This is a genomic window from Polaribacter gangjinensis, assembly GCF_038024125.1.
GTDB classification, from domain to species: Bacteria; Bacteroidota; Bacteroidia; order Flavobacteriales; family Flavobacteriaceae; genus Polaribacter; species Polaribacter gangjinensis.
Genome location: NZ_CP150662.1, coordinates 1,878,255 through 1,895,807, shown reverse-complemented (window position 1 = coordinate 1,895,807; position 17,553 = coordinate 1,878,255). Strand labels below are relative to the sequence as shown.

The following is a 17,553-nucleotide window of genomic DNA, read 5'->3' as shown; positions in this document are numbered from 1 at the left end:
ACAGATGTTTAAAAGAATTTATAATTCCCAGTTTTTAGTTCGTTCAATGGCTTTCAACCATTTTTTATACAATCGTTCTCTTTTTTCATCTGTAAAATTTGGAGTAAATTTTCTGTCAATTTCTCTTTGAGATAAAATTTCATCTTGATGCCAAATTCCTACACAAATTCCAGCCAAATATGCAGCACCCATCACTGTTGATTCACTGTTTTTAGGCCTTTCTACAATCGTGTTCAGAATATCTGCTTGAAATTGCATCAAAAAATTATTGGCACTTGCACCACCATCTACTTTCAAAGATTTTAAAGGAATTGTGGCATCTTGTTGCATGGCAATCAACACGTCTTTGGTTTGATAAGCTAAGGATTCTAAAGTGGCTTTGATGAGGTGATTTTTTCCTGTATCTCTGGTCAATCCAAAAATAGCGCCTTTGGCATACATATCCCAATAAGGCGCTCCCAAACCAGCAAAAGCAGGAACTACAATTACCGAATTTTCTTCCTCAACTTCTCGTGCAAAATGTTCAGTTTCTTCGGCAGAATTGATAATTTGCAAACCATCACGCAACCACTGAATGGCGGCTCCAGCCACAAAAACACTGCCTTCTAAAGCATAATATATTTTATTGTCAATTCCCCAAGCAATGGTAGTTAGCAAACCACTTTTTGAAAATTGTAGTTTTGTACCTGTATTCATCAATAAAAAACATCCTGTTCCATAAGTGTTTTTTGCATCTCCTGAATCAAAACAACCTTGACCAAAAAGTGCTGCTTGTTGATCACCTGCAATGCCTGTAATTGGAATTTTTACACCTTCCAATTCAAAATCACCAAAATGATATGAGGAAGGTTTTACTTCTGGTAACAACGATTTTGGAATATCTAAAACAGTCAAAAGCGTTTCGTCCCAACACAAATTTTTAATATCAAAAAGCATGGTTCTTGAAGCGTTGCTAACATCTGTAGCATGAATTTTACGGTCAGTTAAATTCCATAAAATCCAAGAATCAATGGTTCCAAAAAGCAAATTTCCTTTTACAGCCTCTTCTCTAGCATTAGGGATATTTTCTAAAATCCAATGAGTTTTTGTGGCTGAAAAATAGGCATCAATAACCAATCCTGTAGTTTGTTTTACATGATTTTCAAGGCCTTTTTCTTTTAAACTTTCGCAGATAGAAGCCGTTCTTTTGTCTTGCCAAACAATGGCATTGTAAATGGGTTTTCCTGTGTTTTTATCCCAAATAACGGTAGTTTCTCTTTGATTTGTGATTCCAATTGCTGCAATTTGAGATGTAGCAATTGCTGCTTTTTCAATCACGCTTTTTAAAGTACGCAATTGTGATGCTAAAATCTCTGAAGGATCGTGTTCAACCCAACCAGATTGAGGATAAATTTGCGGAAATTCTTCTTGTGAAATTGACACAATTTTTCCTTTTTCATCAACAATTGCTGCACGTGAACTAGAAGTTCCTTGATCGAGTGCTAAAATATATTTTTGAGACATTGTATGCTGAATTAATTTCAGTAGCTATTAAAATAGAACCCACAATTTACAAAATTTGACCTTACAAATATTGAGAAATTAGTACCTTGTCCGCAAATTAAAATCATTTCTATGGAATATGGATTTTTATCAGTAATACCTCCTGTTGTTGCAATTATTCTGGCACTGAGAACAAAGCAAGTGTATATTGCTTTGTTATTCGGAATTTGGTTTTCATGGTTAATTATCAATCATTGGAATCCTTTGCAAGGAACAATTTCTATGATTGAAGCGATGGTTGATGTCTTTCAATCTAAAGGAAATACCAGAACAATTATGTTTAGTGCTTTGGTTGGAGCACTTTTAATTTTCATACAATACTCAAAAGGAGTTGAAGGTTTTGTCAATTATTTGAATAAAAAATTGGTGAAATTAGAAGCAAAAAAATCAGGATTTGCTAGAGTGATGGTTCAGATTTTAGCGATGTTTACGGGGATTTTGTTATTTGTTGAAACCAGTATCAGTTCGTTAACAGTTGGAACATTATATCGTCCAATTTTTGATAGATTGAAAATTCCAAGAGAAAAATTGGCTTACATTGCAGACTCAAGCTCTGCACCTTCTTCTATTTTGATTCCTTTTAATGCTTGGGGCGCATTTATCATGGGTTTGTTGTTGACACAAGGAATTGACAAACCTTTTTCAATGATGATGGCTTCCATTAAATATAATTTTTATCCATTATTGGCAATTGTGATTGTTTTTGTGGTGATTTTGTCAAAAAAAGACGTTGGATTGATGAAAAAAGCCGAAAAAAGAACGCTTGAAACAGGGGATTTATTCAATGAAAATTCTACGCCAATGGTTTCTGATGAAGTTACTTCTTTTCCTCCAAAAGAAGGTATTGAAGCAAAAGCATACAACATGATTGTGCCACTTTTGGTGATGGTTTTAATGATGCCAATAAATTTAATTTTTACAGGTTGGAATGCCGTTAAAGAATCAACTTCTTTTTTAAATCATGTTTCACAAGCTATTGGAGAAGGCTCAGGATCATCATCCGTTTTATATGCAGTAATTACGGCAATTTTAGTGGCAATTTTAATGTATTTTGTTCAGGGAATTTTAAAACCAAAAGAAGCAATTACGTTAACTTTAAAAGGAATTAGTGAATTAATACCATTAGCTTTATTGATGTTATTGGCATTTGCAATTGGTGACGCTTGTAAGGAATTAGAAACTGGAATGTATGTGGCAAATGCTACAAAAGGTTGGTTATCAGCAGAATTATTACCTGCAGTAGTTTTTATAATTAGTTCGTTCATTGCATTTTCAACAGGAACATCTTGGGGAACTTTTGCCATTATGTTGGCAATTTCAATACCAATGGCAACCATTCATGGTGCTGATGTAACCATTATAGTTGCTGCAACTTTGGGTGGTGGAATTTTTGGTGATCATTGTTCGCCAATTTCAGATACAACCATAATTTCATCTATGGCTTCTGCAAGTGACCATATTGATCATGTGAAAACGCAATTGCCTTATGCAATTATAGGAGGAATTATTTCCACTGTATTGTATTTGATTCTTGGATTTTTTGGGTAAGTCTAAACGCAAAGACGCAGAGTTTTATAAGAAATTTTTCTTTGCGTTCTTCGCGAAAAAAAACTTCGCGAACTTGGCGTTTAAATGAGTTAATTAGCTAAAATCCCACGTTTTTTCAATTGAGGAATCATTCGTAAAGCGCCCTCTTTGATGGTATTTTCTTTAAAAAGAAAGGTTTTTTCAAATAAGGTATTTCCTTCAAAAAAACTTACTTGAAAACGATTGTTCAATTGAAATAATTCGGGTTGAATCAACTCGATTTTTGCAAAAGAATTTGCAGGCAAAATATCAATTTTTTTACGAAATAAAGAAGTCGTTTTTAATCCCGAAATTTCGGGAGAAAATCCTTGAGAAACAATGACAACCAATTCTAAATCAACCGATTTTTTATTGATGATATACACGTTCCAATCATCAGTTTTGTAAATGTCATTGTATTCAAATACAACTGCGATTTCAACGTTTGTAACTTCTGGAATAACAATATCTTTTTTCATAAATCTCATTTGTCATTACGAGGAAGAATGACGAAGTAATCTACAAATTTAGAAAAAGATTGCTTCGTAAACTCGCAATGACGATTTAAATTACAGACCTAAATTGCTCTAGAAAACGCTTGTCATTTTCGTAAAACATTCTGATATCAGGAATTTGATATAACAACATGGCAATTCGTTCAATACCCATTCCAAAAGCATAACCAGAATATTTTGTTGGGTCTATATTGCAGTTTTTCAACACATTAGGATCAACCATTCCACAACCCATAATTTCTAACCAACCTGTACCTTTGGTGATTCTGTAATCAATTTCAGTTTCTAAACCCCAATAAATATCCACTTCTGCACTAGGCTCAGTAAATGGAAAATACGAAGGACGTAAACGAATTTTCGACTTTCCAAACATCTCTTTTGTAAAGTATAAAAGAGTTTGTTTTAAGTCGGCAAAAGATACATCTGTATCAATATATAACCCTTCTACTTGATGAAAAATACAATGCGCTCTTGCAGAAATATCTTCATTTCTAAACACTCTTCCTGGAGAAATTGTTCTGATTGGAGGTTGATTTTTCTCCATATAACGCACTTGCACTGAGGATGTATGCGTTCTTAATAAAATATCTGGATTTTTATTAATAAAAAACGTGTCTTGCATGTCTCTTGCTGGATGATATTCTGGCAAGTTCAATGCAGAAAAATTATGCCAATCATCCTCTATTTCAGGTCCTTCAGAAACCGTAAAACCAATTCTATTAAACACCTCAATAATTTGATTTTTTACGATTGATATTGGATGACGTGAACCCAATTCAATGGGTTCTCCAGGTCTTGTTAAGTCGCCATAAAGTGTTTTTTCTTCGACTGAATTTTCAAGAATTTCCGTTAATTGAATCACTTTTTCTTCAGCTGTTTTTTTCAAAGTATTTAAAGCTTGCCCAAAATCTTTGCGCAAATCAGCATCCACATTTTTAAATTCAGCAAATAAATCTTTCAATACACCTTTGCTTCCTAAATATTTTATTCTGAAAGATTCTAATTCCTCTTTAGTTGAGGCATTGAAATGTGCTACTTCAACAATCAATTCTTTTACTTTGTCTAACATTTTGTGCGAAAATTAGATTGCAAATTTACAGTATTTTAAAGAGTTTTTAGGATGAATTTTTTAGGTTTCTAAACCACTCAACGAAATCGATTGAAAATAAGGGTTAAAACATAAATATTCACAATTTTTTAATTTTGCGATATTGAAAATTATGTATCTTTGTGACGTTAAATTTTTAGTAATCCTATAAAAAAACATGGAAGAAAGTATCAAATCTAAAATAGATGGTTTCATGGAGCTCGTTGAAAAACGAAATGGTCATGAACCCGAATTTTTACAGGCTGTTCGTGAAGTAGCAGAAACTGTAATTCCTTATATTATCCAACACGATATTTACAATGGTAAAAACATTTTATTGAGAATGGTTGAGCCAGAAAGATTGATTTCTTTCAGAGTTTCTTGGGTGGATGATAGTGGTGAAATTCAAGTAAATAGAGGCTATAGAATTCAAATGAATTCTGCAATTGGCCCTTATAAAGGAGGTTTGCGTTTTCACCCAACTGTAAATGCAAGTATTTTAAAGTTTTTGGCTTTTGAACAAGTTTTCAAAAATTCTTTGACAACATTGCCTATGGGTGGTGGAAAAGGAGGTTCTGACTTTGATCCAAAAGGAAAATCGGATAATGAAATTATGCGTTTTTGCCATGCATTTATGACGGAATTATTCAGACATATTGGACCAAATACAGATGTTCCTGCTGGAGATATTGGAGTTGGCGCAAGAGAAATCGGATTTATGTTTGGAATGTATAAAAAACTAAACAACGAATTTACAGGAGTTTTAACTGGAAAAGGGCAATCTTGGGGAGGTTCATTAATCAGACCAGAAGCAACAGGTTATGGAACAGTATATTTTGCACAAAATATGTTGAAACGTAAAAATGAATCCTTTTCGGGTAAAAAAGTAGTGATTTCAGGTTCTGGAAACGTAGCTCAATTTGCTGCTGAAAAATCGATTGAATTGGGTGCAAAAGTGTTAACACTTTCTGATTCAAGTGGATATATTTATGTTGAAAATGGTTTTTCTACAGAACAATTGCAATATGTAATGCATATCAAAAATGTAAAACGTGGTAGAATTAGTGATTTTATAGACAAATATCCTTCAGCAAAATTTGTAGCGAACCAAAGACCTTGGTCAGTTTCTTGTGATATTGCGTTGCCATGTGCTACTCAAAATGAATTGAATGGTGATGAGGCAAAACAATTGATCAAAAACGGATGTATGTGTGTTTCTGAAGGTGCAAATATGCCTTCTACTCCTGAAGCTATTCACGAGTTTCAACATGCAAAAATTTTATTTGCACCAGGAAAAGCATCGAATGCAGGTGGTGTTGCAACTTCAGGTTTGGAAATGAGTCAAAACTCATTGCGTTTAAGTTGGTCAAGAAAAGAAGTGGATGAGCGTTTGAAAGAAATTATGGAAAATATTCACAATTCTTGTGTACAATATGGTCAAAATGAAGATGGTAGCATTGATTATGTAAGAGGAGCAAACATCGCTGGTTTTGTAAAAGTGGCAGATGCTATGTTAGCACAAGGAATTATTTAAGAATTCGTTTTTCAATTTATATTGATAAAGCACACTATTTTTGGTGTGCTTTTTTTATTTTTATAAAATGAAGAAAATTACAAATCAAGTTATTGAAGGAAAACATCAAAAACCAATTTTATTGGATGTCTTTTTTGAGGAAACATCACAACCAAAACCGATTATTATTTTTTGCCATGGATACAAAGGATTTAAAGATTGGGGAGCTTGGAATTTAATGGCATCAGAATTTGCAAAAGCGGGATTTTTCTTTATCAAATTTAATTTTTCTTACAATGGAGGAACAGCTGAGCAACCTATAAATTTTCCTGATTTAGAAGCTTTTGGAAATAACAATTACACTAAAGAATTGGATGATGTAGAGGCTGTTGCAGATTGGATTTTTCACAATACTGATTTTAAAAACGAAGCAAATTGCAATGAAATTTCTTTGATTGGTCACAGTAGAGGAGGAGGAATTGTGTTGCTAAAATCTAATGAAGATATTAGGATAAAAAAAGTGATTACTTTGGCTGGAGTTTCTGATTTTGAAAGTCGTTTCCCAAAAAATGATGATTTTCAAAAATGGAAAGAAAAAGGTGTTTATTATTTAAAAAACGGGAGAACTCATCAAGAAATGCCTCATTTTTATCAATTTTTTGAAGATTTTGAAAAAAATAAACATCGATTAAATATCAAAAAAGCTATTGAAAATTTACAAATTCCTCATTTAATACTTCATGGAAATAACGATACTTCTGTCTTGATTTCTGAGGCAGAAAATCTAAAAAAGTGGCAACCAAAAAGCGCTTTTACTATTATTGAAAATGCAGATCATGTCTTTAATGTTTCTCATCCTTGGAATAAAAAGGAAATGTCAAAAGAGTTAACAGAGGTCACTGCGATTTGTATTGATTTTTTAAGATAATTTCAACCTGAAATTCCGTATTTTCGAAATATGGAATTACAGCCTCCTTTTCGCAAAATAATTCATGTTGATATGGATGCATTTTTTGCTTCTGTAGAGCAATTAGACAATCCTGAATTGCGTGGAAAACCCATTGCTGTTGGTGGAGGAGAATCAAGAGGAGTAGTTGCTGCAGCTAGTTACGAAGCTCGAAAATTTGGTGTAAAATCTGCCATGAGTGGAGTTTTGGCGAAACAAAAATGCCCCAGTTTAATTTTCGTGAAACCAAATTTTTCAAGATATAAAGAGGTTTCGTATCAAATTAGAGAAATTTTTTACGAATACACAGATTTGGTTGAGCCACTTTCTTTGGACGAAGCGTATTTGGATGTTACTGAAAACAAAAAAGGAAATCCTTCAGCAAGTTTAATTGCTCAAGAAATTCGAAATCGCATTTTTGAGGAAACGGGTTTGCATGCTTCTGCTGGAATTTCCATCAATAAATTTATTGCCAAAGTTGCTTCTGACATCAACAAACCAAATGGACAAAAAACCATCAATCCTGAAGAAGTTATACAATTTTTAGAGGAATTGCCTGTACATAAATTTTATGGAGTTGGAAAAGTAACAGCAGCAAAAATGTACAATTTAGGCATTTTTGTTGGCAATGATTTGAAGAAAAAATCAGTGGAAGAACTTACCAATCTCTTTGGAAAATCAGGATTGCATTACTATCATATTGTTCGCGGAATTCATAATAGCAAAGTAAAACCCGATAGAATTCGAAAATCTGTTGGTGCAGAAACTACTTTTTTTGAGAATATTTCTTCAGAAATTTTTATGATAGAAAAGCTCGAAAAAATTGCTGATGAACTTGAAAGAAGAATGAAAAAGTCAGATACTAAAGGAAAAACCATCACCTTAAAAATAAAATATTCTGATTTTTCTCAACAAACCAGAAGCAAAACCATGGAGTATTTTATGCAAGAAAAGTTTGAGTTTTTTCCTGTTGTAAAAGAGTTGTTGTATCAAGAAAAACTGAAAAATTCGGTACGATTGTTAGGAATTTCTTTCGGAAATTTAAACACAGAAAAAACAACACCAATTTGGGTACAATTGAAATTTGATTTTTAAAACAAAATAGAACTAAATTACTAACCGAAAAAATAACTCATGAATCTAAGTTATTGGGAATTGAAAGAGTGGTTTTCCAACATCGACTTTACGATTGTTGGCAGTGGAATTGTGGGTTTGAATTGCGCTTTACAACTGAAAAAAATCTATCCAAAAGCCAGAATTTTAATCCTAGAAAAAGGCATATTGCCTCAAGGAGCAAGTACTAAAAATGCTGGTTTTGCATGCTTTGGAAGTTTGTCAGAAATTATTGATGATTTGCAAACACATTCTGAACAAGAAGTGTTTGAATTGGTCAAAAAACGTTGGGAAGGATTGCAATTATTACGAAAAAATTTAGGCGATAGAAAAATTGATTTTCAACAAAACAAAGGTTTTGAATTGTTTGACTCAGCCGATTTTTTTGAAGCCTGTATTTCCAAAAATGAACACATCAATCAGCTATTAAAACCGATTTTCAAAGGAGTTGTTTTTAGTACTTCAAATAACATTTTTGGTTTTCAAAATATACATCAACAATACAGTGTAAACAACTTTGAAGGTCAATTAGATACTGGAAAAATGATGGCTCATTTGTTGCAAAAAGTACAGAAAAAAGGAGTTAAAATTGTCAATTCAATTCACCTAGAATCTTTTATCGAAAAAGAAGATAAAGTTCACATAAAAACCAATAGATTTGATTTTTACACAAAAAAACTATTGATAACAACCAATGGTTTTGCTTCACAATTATTACAAGAAAATGTACAACCTGCAAGAGCGCAAGTGTTAATTACAAAACCAATAAAAAATTTACACAGCAAAGGAACTTTTCATTTAGATAAAGGCTATTATTACTTTAGAAATATCGACAATCGAATTTTATTTGGAGGAGGAAGAAATTTAGATTTTACCAGCGAAAACACCTTTGAGTTTGGTGAAACAGAATTGATTCAAAATCAATTAGAAAAAATGTTGAGAGATATTATTTTACCCAATATTCCTTTTGAAATTGACCAAAGATGGAGTGGCATTATGGGTGTTGGAAATCAGAAAAAAGCCATTGTAAAACAGGTTTCTAATCATATTTTTTGTGGAATAAGACTTGGAGGAATGGGAGTTGCAATTGGTAGTTTGGTTGGGAAAGAATTAGCAGATTTGACAATATAACAAATGAAAACACCCCAAAATTTTGATGTTCTGATTATTGGAGGAGGTTTGGCTGGTTTGTGCAATGCCATTCACTTATCAAAATTTGGTAAAAAAGTGTTGTTGATTGAAAAAAATGACTATCCAAAACACAAAGTTTGTGGAGAATATATTTCCAATGAAGTGTTGCCTTATCTGGCTTTTTTGGATGTAAATCCATTTGATTTTGGCGCTATAAAAATTGATGAATTTCAATTGTCAACAACCAATAATAAATTGATTTCAGCAAAATTACCTTTAGGTGGATTTGGTATTTCAAGATTTACATTGGACGAAGTTTTGGCAAAAAAAGCGATTGAAAATGACGCTAAAATTTTACAAGACACTGTTGTAAATATCAACTTTAAAAAGGATGTTTTTTACATAGAAACTAAAGAAAATCAGCAATTTACATCAAAAATTGTTATTGGAGCTTTTGGCAAACGTTCATTGTTAGATGTAAAAATGGAACGAGATTTCATTCAAAAAAAATCGCCTTATTTAGGCGTAAAAATTCATGTCAAAGGAAATTTTCCATCGAATTTAGTGGCGCTTCATAATTTTAAAGGAGGTTATTGTGGAGTGTCAAATGTTGAAAATAACACGATTAATTTGTGTTATATCACCAATTTTTCATCTTTTAAAGAATATAAAAATATCGACGATTTTCAAGAAAATGTGGTTTTTAAAAATAGTTTTTTAAAAGAAATGTTTCAAAAATCAACTCCGCTTTTTGAGCAACCTTTATCCATCAGCCAAATTTCTTTTGAAACCAAAAAGCCTGTTGAAAATCATTTGATTATGTGTGGAGACGCAGCAGGAATGATTCATCCTTTGTGTGGAAATGGCATGAGCATGGCAATTCAGTCTGCGCAAATTGCATCTAAATTGATTCTAAATTATCTAAATGATGAAAACGCCTCAAGAAGCTACCTTGAAAAAGAGTATATTAGGCAATGGAATCAAGCGTTTAAATGGCGTTTAAAAGCAGGTCATTTTATTGCAAGATTGTTTAGAAATCACAGAATAGCGAATTTTTTATTACAGATTTTAAGGAAATTACCATTTTTAATACCTGTAATTATTCAACAAACCCATGGAAAACCAATAAAAATCTGATGGATTTTTTTATCAGCACAAAATACAGAACAGATAAAGAAGAATTGATGGATGATTTTTCTATTGGAGGTGATTTATTGCGTGATACATTAGACAAATTAGAAAACATAAATCGCTGGTTAGGAGGAAATAAAGTAACAATTCATGGATTAAAAACCATTTTAAAAAATCATCCAAAAACTGAAGAAATTACCATTGTTGATATTGGTTGTGGTCATGGAGATATTTTGCGTGATGTGGCAATTTTTGGAAGAAAAAATGGTTTTATATTCAAATTGATAGGTGTTGATGCAAATCCAACTGCGATTTTGTACGCAAATGAATTGTCAAAAAAATATCCAGAAATCAGTTTTCAAACACAAGATATTTTTTCAGAAGAATTTCAAAACAGACAATTTGATGTGGTTTTAGCAACCTTATTTTTACATCATTTCAAAGAAGAAGAATTGGTGAAGTTTTTGCAGAATACTATCAAACAAACCAAAATAGGCATTGTCGTAAACGATTTGCACAGACATAAAGTTGCGTATTATTTGTTTATGTTGCTCTCGGTTTTTATCAAAAATAAGATGATTATTGAAGACGGATTAACCTCTGTTTTAAGAGGATTTAAAAGAAATGAACTTGAAAAAATGGCTGAAAAATTAAAAGTTACATCACAAATATCATGGAAATGGGCATTCCGTTTTTTATGGATTATACAAAAATAAATGGCAGTTAAAATAATTTCAGTTGCAAAGCAACTACCCCAATATTTTCGAGAGACAAAAGATATTATTCCTTTTGTAAAACTTTGGATGCAAGATCAAGAAGAACGATTTCAACGCAAAGTAATCAAACTTTTTGAAGGTGCAGGTGTTGATAAACGCTACTCAATTATGAGTCCTGAAGAAGTTTTTACAGCCTCATCTTTTGAAGAAAAAAATACTATTTACGCAAGAGAAGTTGTAAAATTAGCTACAGAATCACTAAAAAAAGCGTTAGAAAAAGCTCATTTAAAAGCCACAGAAATCGACTATATAATTACAGTAAGTTGCACAGGAATTATGATTCCTTCAATGGATGCCTATTTGATTAATTCTCTTGCGATGAAACAAGATATTGTACGATTGCCAGTTACAGAAATGGGTTGTGCAGCAGGTGTTTCTGGAATGATTTATGCCAAAAATTTTTTAAAAGCAAATCCAAATAAAAGAGCAGCAGTAATTGCAGTTGAAGCTCCAACAGCAACTTTTCAGTTGAATGATTTTTCAATGGCAAATATTGTGAGTGCTGCCATTTTTGGAGATGGAGCATCAGCCGTAATTTTGTCTTCTTTTGAGGATGATAAAGGTCCTGAAATCATTGATGAATCCATGTATCATTTTTATGATGCAACTCACATGATGGGTTTTAATTTGGTAAATTCGGGCTTACAAATGATTTTAGACAAAGAAGTTCCTCAAAAAATTTCCGATCATTTTCCAGCAATTGTTCATCCATTTTTAGAGAGAAATAACCTTACTATTGATGATATACATTACCTAATTTTTCATCCAGGAGGAAAAAAAATTGTGCAAACAGTAGAGGATTTATTTGGCGTTTTAGGCAAAAATATTGATGACACTAAAGAGGTTTTACGATTGTTTGGCAACATGTCAAGTGCAACTGTTTTGTATGTTTTAGAACGATTTATGGATCAAAATCCCACAAAAGGAGAAAGAGGTTTGATGTTGAGTTTTGGACCCGGTTTTTCTGCTCAACGAATTTTATTAGAATGGTAACAACATTTTGTCATGCTGAATTTGTTTCAGCATCTTATAATATATAGTAACATGTACAAAGATTTTCAAGACAAAAATGAATGGGCAATTATTTTGGGAGGCTCAAGTGGTTTGGGTTTGGCAACTGCTAAAAAGTTGGCAAAACACGGCATGAATATTTGTGTAGTTCATAGAAATTCTAGAGTACAAATGACTGCCATTGAAAAAGATTTTGAAGATGTTAAAAATCATCAAATCAGATTTTTATCTTATAATATTGATGCATTAAATCCTGATAAAAGAACAGAAATAATCCATGAAATTAAACAAGAAATAGGAAATCTAGGAACTATAAAAACCCTGATTCATTCCATAGCAAAAGGAAATTTAAAACCCATGTTTTCGAATGAAAATGAGGTTTTACAAAATGACGATTTTCAAATTACCATCAATGCTATGGCAATTAGTTTGTATGATTGGTTCAAAGCTATTTTTGAAGCTAAACTATTTTCTGATGATGCAAGAATCGTCAGTTTTACAAGCGAAGGAAATGTAAAACCTTGGGAAAATTATGCTGCAGTTTCAGCTGCGAAAGTAACTTTGGAGGCAATTACAAGAAACATCGCTTTAGAGTTTGCAAAATTCGGAATTAAAGCCAACTGCATTCAAGCTGGAGTAACAAATACAAAGTCTTTAAATAGAATTCCAAATAGCGATGAAATTAAAAAACACACTTTAGTGAGAAATCCTTTTGAACGATTAACAACTCCTGAAGATGTTGCAAATGTGGTGTATTTGATGGTCAAAGAAGAATCAAAATGGATGAATGGAACCATCTTAAAAGTTGATGGTGGAGAAAGTTTAAGGTAGTATGGATTCACAAAAAATTATATCATTTTTACCTTACACAAAACCTTTTTTGTTTGTAGATGAAATCACGCAAATATCAGAAAATGGTGTTATAGGAAATTATACATTTAAAGAAAATGAGTATTTTTATGAAGGTCATTTTATCAATAATCCAATTACACCAGGCGTGATTTTAACAGAAACAATGGCACAAATTGGGGTTGTTTGTTTGGGAATTTATTTGTTAAAAGATGAAATTTTATCCGATAAAAAACCTCAAATTGCATTGACATCCAATGAAATAGATTTCTTTTTACCTGTTTATCCATCAGAAAAAGTTACTGTTATTTCAGAAAAAGTGTATTTCAGATTCAATAAATTAAAGTGCATTGTAAAAATGTTTAATGCAAAAAACGAATTGGTTTGTAGAGGAAGTATTGCTGGAATGATTATCGCAAAATAAGATGAAAAATAGAGTCGTAATTACAGGTTTAGGAGTTGTTGCACCAAATGGAGTTGGTTTGCAAGATTTTACAAACGCTATAAAAATTGGCAAATCTGGAATTGCATTTCATCAACATTTAAAAGACAAAGGATTTTCTTGTTGTATTGGAGGAATTCCAACCATTTCCGATCAAAAAATTTCGGAATATTTAACGCCTTTGCAACTTCGTGGATTCAATAGCACTTCTATTTTATATGGTTGTATAGCTGCAATTGATGCTTGGAAAGATGCTGGATTTTTGGTGGATGAAAACTCTCATTTAGACTATGACACAGGAATTATTTTTGGAACAGGTACCTCAGGAATTGAAAAATTTAGAGAAGCTATTTATCAAATTGACAATCAAAATGTAAGACGTTTAGGAAGCACTTCAGTAGTACAAACAATGGCAAGTGGCATTTCTGCATATTTGGGTGGAATTTTAGGTGTTGGAAATCAGGTTACTACAAATTCCTCAGCATGTACAACAGGAACTGAAGCTATTTTATTGGGTTTTGAACGCATTCAAAATGGAAAGGCAAAACGCATGTTAGTGGGCAGTTCAAGTGACAGCAGTTTGTATTCTTGGGGAGGTTTTGATGCCATGAAAGTGATGACCTATAAACACAATGAAACTCCCGAAAAAGGCTCAAGACCCATGAGCGAAACTGCCTCAGGCTTTGTGCCTGGAAGTGGAGCAGGAGCAATGATTTTAGAATCTTTAGAAAGTGCTTTAGAGCGAAATGCAACTATTTATGCAGAAGTTTTGGGTGGAAATATTAATGCTGGAGGACAAAGAAATGGCGGAACTTTAACGGCACCAAATGCTGAAGCTGTTCAAAAATGTATAAAAGATGCATTAATTGATGCCAATATTTCTGCAGATAAAATAGATGCAATTAACGGACATTTAACAGCCACTTCAAAAGATAGTTTAGAGATTGAAAATTGGACAAAAGCACTGAACAGAAAAGGAGCTGATTTTCCGCACATAAATTCGTTAAAATCGCAAGTTGGTCATTGTTTAGCAGCTTCTGGAGCCATTGAATCTGTGGCTTCCGTGTTGCAAATAAAAGATCAATTTGTTTTTCCAAATATCAATTGCGAAGATGTGCATCCTGAAATTTCAGCGTTGATTTCAACAGAAAAAATTCCCACAAAAATGATTGAAAAAAACATTCAAATTGTTGCCAAAGCAAGTTTTGGTTTTGGAGATGTAAATGCATGTGTTATCTTTAAAAAATATATTGAATAAAATGAATAAAGAGGAACTAATTTCAAAATTAAAAACGATTGTAAAGCCTTACATTCAAGATGAAGAGGCTTTTGCAAACTTATCGGAAAACACCGATTTTATTAAGGATTTAAAGATAAATTCGGCCAATTTGGTAGATGTTATTTTGGATGTTGAAGATGAATTTGACATCGAAATTGACAATGAAGCCATGGAAAAAATGCTCTCTGTAAAAGCAGCTATGGAAATTATTGAAGCAAAATTAGCCAATAAATGATTGGCAACGATATTGTTGATTTGCAATTAGCTAAAACCCAAAGTAATTGGCAACGAAAAGGCTTTTTAGAAAAACAATTTACTGATGTTGAAGTCGAAAAAATTGTCAATTCTGATTATGCATTTTTGCAACTTTGGTTGTTTTGGAGCATGAAAGAAGCTGCCTATAAATTGCATGTTCAACAACATCAAAATCGATTTTTTGCGCCCAAAAAGTTTCAGTGTGCAATGATTTCTAATACTTCAGGAACCATAAAATTTGTAGAAGAAATCTATTTTTCTTCATCCACAATTACTGAAAATTGTATTCATACAATTGTTTTCAAGAATTTTGATGAAATTCCGAACTCAAAATTGTTTTTGATGGATGAAAAATCATCTCAAACTGCTCAAGTTTCTGAGCAAATACTTTCAAGTGTTCCTTTGGCAACATCTGTTCAAAAAAATGAATTTGGAGTTCCATTTTTATATCAAAAAGACAAAAAACTTGGTTTTTCAGTTTCTACTTCTCACCATGGGAATTATGGTGGATTTGCCATTGTAAAAAGCCAATGAATATCAAAGAAGCCCTTTTAATGCATTGCAAAATGTTTGTCAACAAACGCATGCAAACAGTGGAAGAAATCATATATTCTCATCAAAAATCGTTGCAATCCGAAACCAAAAGTTCTGCTGGAGACAAACACGAAACAGGGCGAGCTATGATTCAATTGGAAATGGAAAAAGCGAGTCAGCAATTGGCAGGAATTTCGGAAATGAATCAAATTTTATCAAAAATTGATATTTCAATTTCAGAAAATTCAAAACAAAATGCTGCTCATTTAGGAAGTGTCGTTTACACAGCAAAAGCTAACTATTTTTTAAGCATTTCAGCAGGAAAAATAGATATAGAAAATGCGAGTTATTTTGCAATTTCTGTTTCTTCTCCAATTGGAAAATTGTTGTTAGGGAAGCACGAAAATGATGAATTTTTGTTTGATGGAAATCGCATTAAAATTCAAAAAATAGTTTGATTTCTGTTCCTTTTTTAATTTCAAAAGGATGATTTAAAAACACTTTTTGAGACTCAAAATCAGCTTCAATCAACCAATAATTTCCTCTATAATAAGTGTTTAAAACAGTTGCTTCATAGATTGAATTTTCTACAATTTTTAGTTGATGTGGATATAAAAGGCGCTCTTTTTGAGCAATTTTTATTTCGTTTACATCATCAAACAAAGCAGCAATATATTTTTGAGAAGGATTGTTGTAAATTGTTGTTGGCGAATCAAAAACAATGATTTCTTGATGTTGAATTACCATCAAAAAATCAGCAAACGAAAGTGCGTCTTCTTTGTCGTGAGTTGCCACAATACAAGCGATATTTTTCTCTTTCAAATATTGAAATAACTTTCGTCGTAAACTGTTTTTTTTGAAGTTGTCAATTTGCCCAAAAGGTTCATCAAGAAGAATTAATTCAGGTTCGTTTGCCAAAGCACGCGCAATTGCAACACGTTGCTTTTGACCACCACTCAAGTTTTTTACTTTGGTATTTTCGAACGCTTTCATTTCAATAACTTCTAATAATTCTTGCGTTCGTTGTTCACTTTCTTCAGGATGAAAACGAGACAGGAATTTTTTAATGTTCTCTGAAACAGAGGTATAAGGCATCAAATCAAAATCTTGCGCTACATATTTAAAGAATTCCATGCCAGGAACTAAATGAAATTTGGGTCCTAAAACAGGTGTTGAATTCCAAAAAATAGTTCCCTCAGTAGCATCTAACAAGCCATAAATCAACTTTAATAAGGTCGATTTTCCACAGCCACTTTCTCCCATTATGCACAAATGTTCGCCTTTTTTTAGGCTAAAATGGATGTTTTTTAAAACATTTTTTTTGGCAACATATTGAAAAGAAAGATGGTTAACTTGAAGCATAAACTATTATAAAAAGCGATTGTACCAACTTTCTTCCATAGGAATTTCCCAATAATTTTCGAAGTCGAATTTTGTATTAATTAAATTATCAAAAACGATGCTTTTTCCAGTAACAGCCTTGCTTTTAACGAGTTGTTTAAAGTCTTTTAGCTCTTTATACTGCACAAATTCACCTTGTTTAAAGCACACGTTCATTTTATCCAAAAGCATTACGTCGTATTTTTCTTGTAATTCTAAAATAAACGAAACAGAAGCATCAATATCCGAATTAGACAATTTAGATTCTGAATCATCAGCGCATAAAATGATGAAACGATTGTACAAAAATTGATAAGAAGCTTTGAAATTTTCGTCTTCAGTTTTCCAGTTTTCGATAAAATTTTGAATCAAATTTTCGATTTCTGGAGTTTCAGTATCATAAAATTTTCTGCTAGAAGGATAAATCCAAATTTTAGCATCTTCAGAAATTGACGAAAAATCTACAAACATAATTGATAAAAT

At 32.2% G+C, this 17,553-nt stretch carries 19 protein-coding genes; 14 read left to right on the top strand and 5 right to left on the bottom strand.

Translation table 11 applies throughout. The features are described 5' to 3' along the window. Window positions 1–18 precede the first annotated feature (18 nt). The gene (gene glpK / locus WHA43_RS08530; protein WP_105046639.1) at window positions 19–1,503 is read right to left on the bottom strand and encodes a glycerol kinase GlpK; all 1,485 of its coding nucleotides are present in this window, start codon (window positions 1,501–1,503) and stop codon (window positions 19–21) included. A 111-nt stretch (window positions 1,504–1,614) separates the two neighbouring features. Between glpK and WHA43_RS08525 the strand changes: the two genes are divergently transcribed. After that, on the top strand, window positions 1,615–3,090 hold the full coding sequence (locus WHA43_RS08525; protein ID WP_105046638.1) for a Na+/H+ antiporter NhaC family protein: 1,476 nt from the start codon (window positions 1,615–1,617) through the stop codon (window positions 3,088–3,090). A gap of 89 nt (window positions 3,091–3,179) precedes the next feature. On the opposite strand, the gene WHA43_RS08520 is transcribed toward WHA43_RS08525, so the two are convergent. Continuing rightward, window positions 3,180–3,587, bottom strand: a complete 408-nt coding sequence (locus WHA43_RS08520) for a hypothetical protein (protein WP_105047351.1) — start codon at window positions 3,585–3,587, stop codon at window positions 3,180–3,182. Between the two features lie 85 nt (window positions 3,588–3,672). Continuing rightward, a complete protein-coding gene (gene pheS, locus WHA43_RS08515) occupies window positions 3,673–4,692 on the bottom strand; it encodes a phenylalanine--tRNA ligase subunit alpha (RefSeq protein WP_105046637.1) in 1,020 nt (339 codons plus the stop codon). Window positions 4,693–4,888: 196 nt separating this feature from the next. Here pheS and gdhA point away from each other — a divergent pair, with 196 nt between their 5' ends. The 13 genes from gdhA to WHA43_RS08450 all read left to right on the top strand — a co-directional run bounded on the left by gdhA (window position 4,889) and on the right by WHA43_RS08450 (window position 16,148). Further along, entirely contained in the window at window positions 4,889–6,244 is a 1,356-nt protein-coding gene (gene gdhA, locus WHA43_RS08510) for an NADP-specific glutamate dehydrogenase (RefSeq protein ID WP_226742871.1), read from the top strand. Window positions 6,245–6,311: 67 nt separating this feature from the next. Next, the gene (locus WHA43_RS08505) at window positions 6,312–7,151 is read left to right on the top strand and encodes an alpha/beta hydrolase family protein (RefSeq protein ID WP_105046636.1); all 840 of its coding nucleotides are present in this window, start codon (window positions 6,312–6,314) and stop codon (window positions 7,149–7,151) included. A 30-nt stretch (window positions 7,152–7,181) separates the two neighbouring features. Continuing rightward, the gene (gene dinB, locus WHA43_RS08500; protein ID WP_105046635.1) at window positions 7,182–8,264 is read left to right on the top strand and encodes a DNA polymerase IV; all 1,083 of its coding nucleotides are present in this window, start codon (window positions 7,182–7,184) and stop codon (window positions 8,262–8,264) included. A gap of 39 nt (window positions 8,265–8,303) precedes the next feature. Next, window positions 8,304–9,413, top strand: a complete 1,110-nt coding sequence (locus WHA43_RS08495; RefSeq protein WP_105046634.1) for an NAD(P)/FAD-dependent oxidoreductase — start codon at window positions 8,304–8,306, stop codon at window positions 9,411–9,413. A 3-nt stretch (window positions 9,414–9,416) separates the two neighbouring features. Beyond that, on the top strand, window positions 9,417–10,550 hold the full coding sequence (locus tag WHA43_RS08490; protein ID WP_105046633.1) for an NAD(P)/FAD-dependent oxidoreductase: 1,134 nt from the start codon (window positions 9,417–9,419) through the stop codon (window positions 10,548–10,550). Continuing rightward, window positions 10,550–11,260 carry a methyltransferase domain-containing protein gene (locus WHA43_RS08485; protein WP_105046632.1) on the top strand — a complete coding sequence of 237 codons (711 nt, stop codon included), beginning with the start codon at window positions 10,550–10,552 and terminating at the stop codon, window positions 11,258–11,260. Before WHA43_RS08490 ends, WHA43_RS08485 begins: the two co-directional genes overlap by 1 nt. After that, entirely contained in the window at window positions 11,261–12,313 is a 1,053-nt protein-coding gene (locus WHA43_RS08480; protein WP_105046631.1) for a type III polyketide synthase, read from the top strand. Window positions 12,314–12,364: 51 nt separating this feature from the next. Then, a complete protein-coding gene (locus WHA43_RS08475) occupies window positions 12,365–13,162 on the top strand; it encodes an SDR family oxidoreductase (protein ID WP_105046630.1) in 798 nt (265 codons plus the stop codon). 1 nt (window position 13,163) lies between these two features. Further along, entirely contained in the window at window positions 13,164–13,604 is a 441-nt protein-coding gene (locus tag WHA43_RS08470; protein WP_105046629.1) for a 3-hydroxyacyl-ACP dehydratase FabZ family protein, read from the top strand. Window position 13,605: 1 nt separating this feature from the next. Further along, complete coding sequence (locus tag WHA43_RS08465) at window positions 13,606–14,880, top strand: beta-ketoacyl-[acyl-carrier-protein] synthase family protein (protein WP_105046628.1); 1,275 nt, start codon at window positions 13,606–13,608, stop codon at window positions 14,878–14,880. Window position 14,881: 1 nt separating this feature from the next. Beyond that, window positions 14,882–15,136: an acyl carrier protein gene (locus WHA43_RS08460; protein WP_105047349.1), complete on the top strand. Its 255-nt coding sequence runs from the start codon at window positions 14,882–14,884 to the stop codon at window positions 15,134–15,136. After that, window positions 15,133–15,690: a 4'-phosphopantetheinyl transferase family protein gene (locus WHA43_RS08455; RefSeq protein ID WP_105046627.1), complete on the top strand. Its 558-nt coding sequence runs from the start codon at window positions 15,133–15,135 to the stop codon at window positions 15,688–15,690. Before WHA43_RS08460 ends, WHA43_RS08455 begins: the two co-directional genes overlap by 4 nt. Then, on the top strand, window positions 15,687–16,148 hold the full coding sequence (locus WHA43_RS08450; protein ID WP_105046626.1) for a 3-oxoacyl-ACP synthase: 462 nt from the start codon (window positions 15,687–15,689) through the stop codon (window positions 16,146–16,148). Before WHA43_RS08455 ends, WHA43_RS08450 begins: the two co-directional genes overlap by 4 nt. On the opposite strand, the gene WHA43_RS08445 is transcribed toward WHA43_RS08450, so the two are convergent. Both WHA43_RS08445 and WHA43_RS08440 read right to left on the bottom strand, forming a co-directional pair. Continuing rightward, window positions 16,126–17,052: an ABC transporter ATP-binding protein gene (locus tag WHA43_RS08445; protein WP_105046625.1), complete on the bottom strand. Its 927-nt coding sequence runs from the start codon at window positions 17,050–17,052 to the stop codon at window positions 16,126–16,128. The two genes, WHA43_RS08450 and WHA43_RS08445, sit on opposite strands and share 23 nt — an antisense overlap. Before the next feature lie 6 nt (window positions 17,053–17,058). Beyond that, window positions 17,059–17,541: an ABC transporter ATPase gene (locus tag WHA43_RS08440; RefSeq protein WP_105046624.1), complete on the bottom strand. Its 483-nt coding sequence runs from the start codon at window positions 17,539–17,541 to the stop codon at window positions 17,059–17,061. Window positions 17,542–17,553 lie beyond the last annotated feature (12 nt).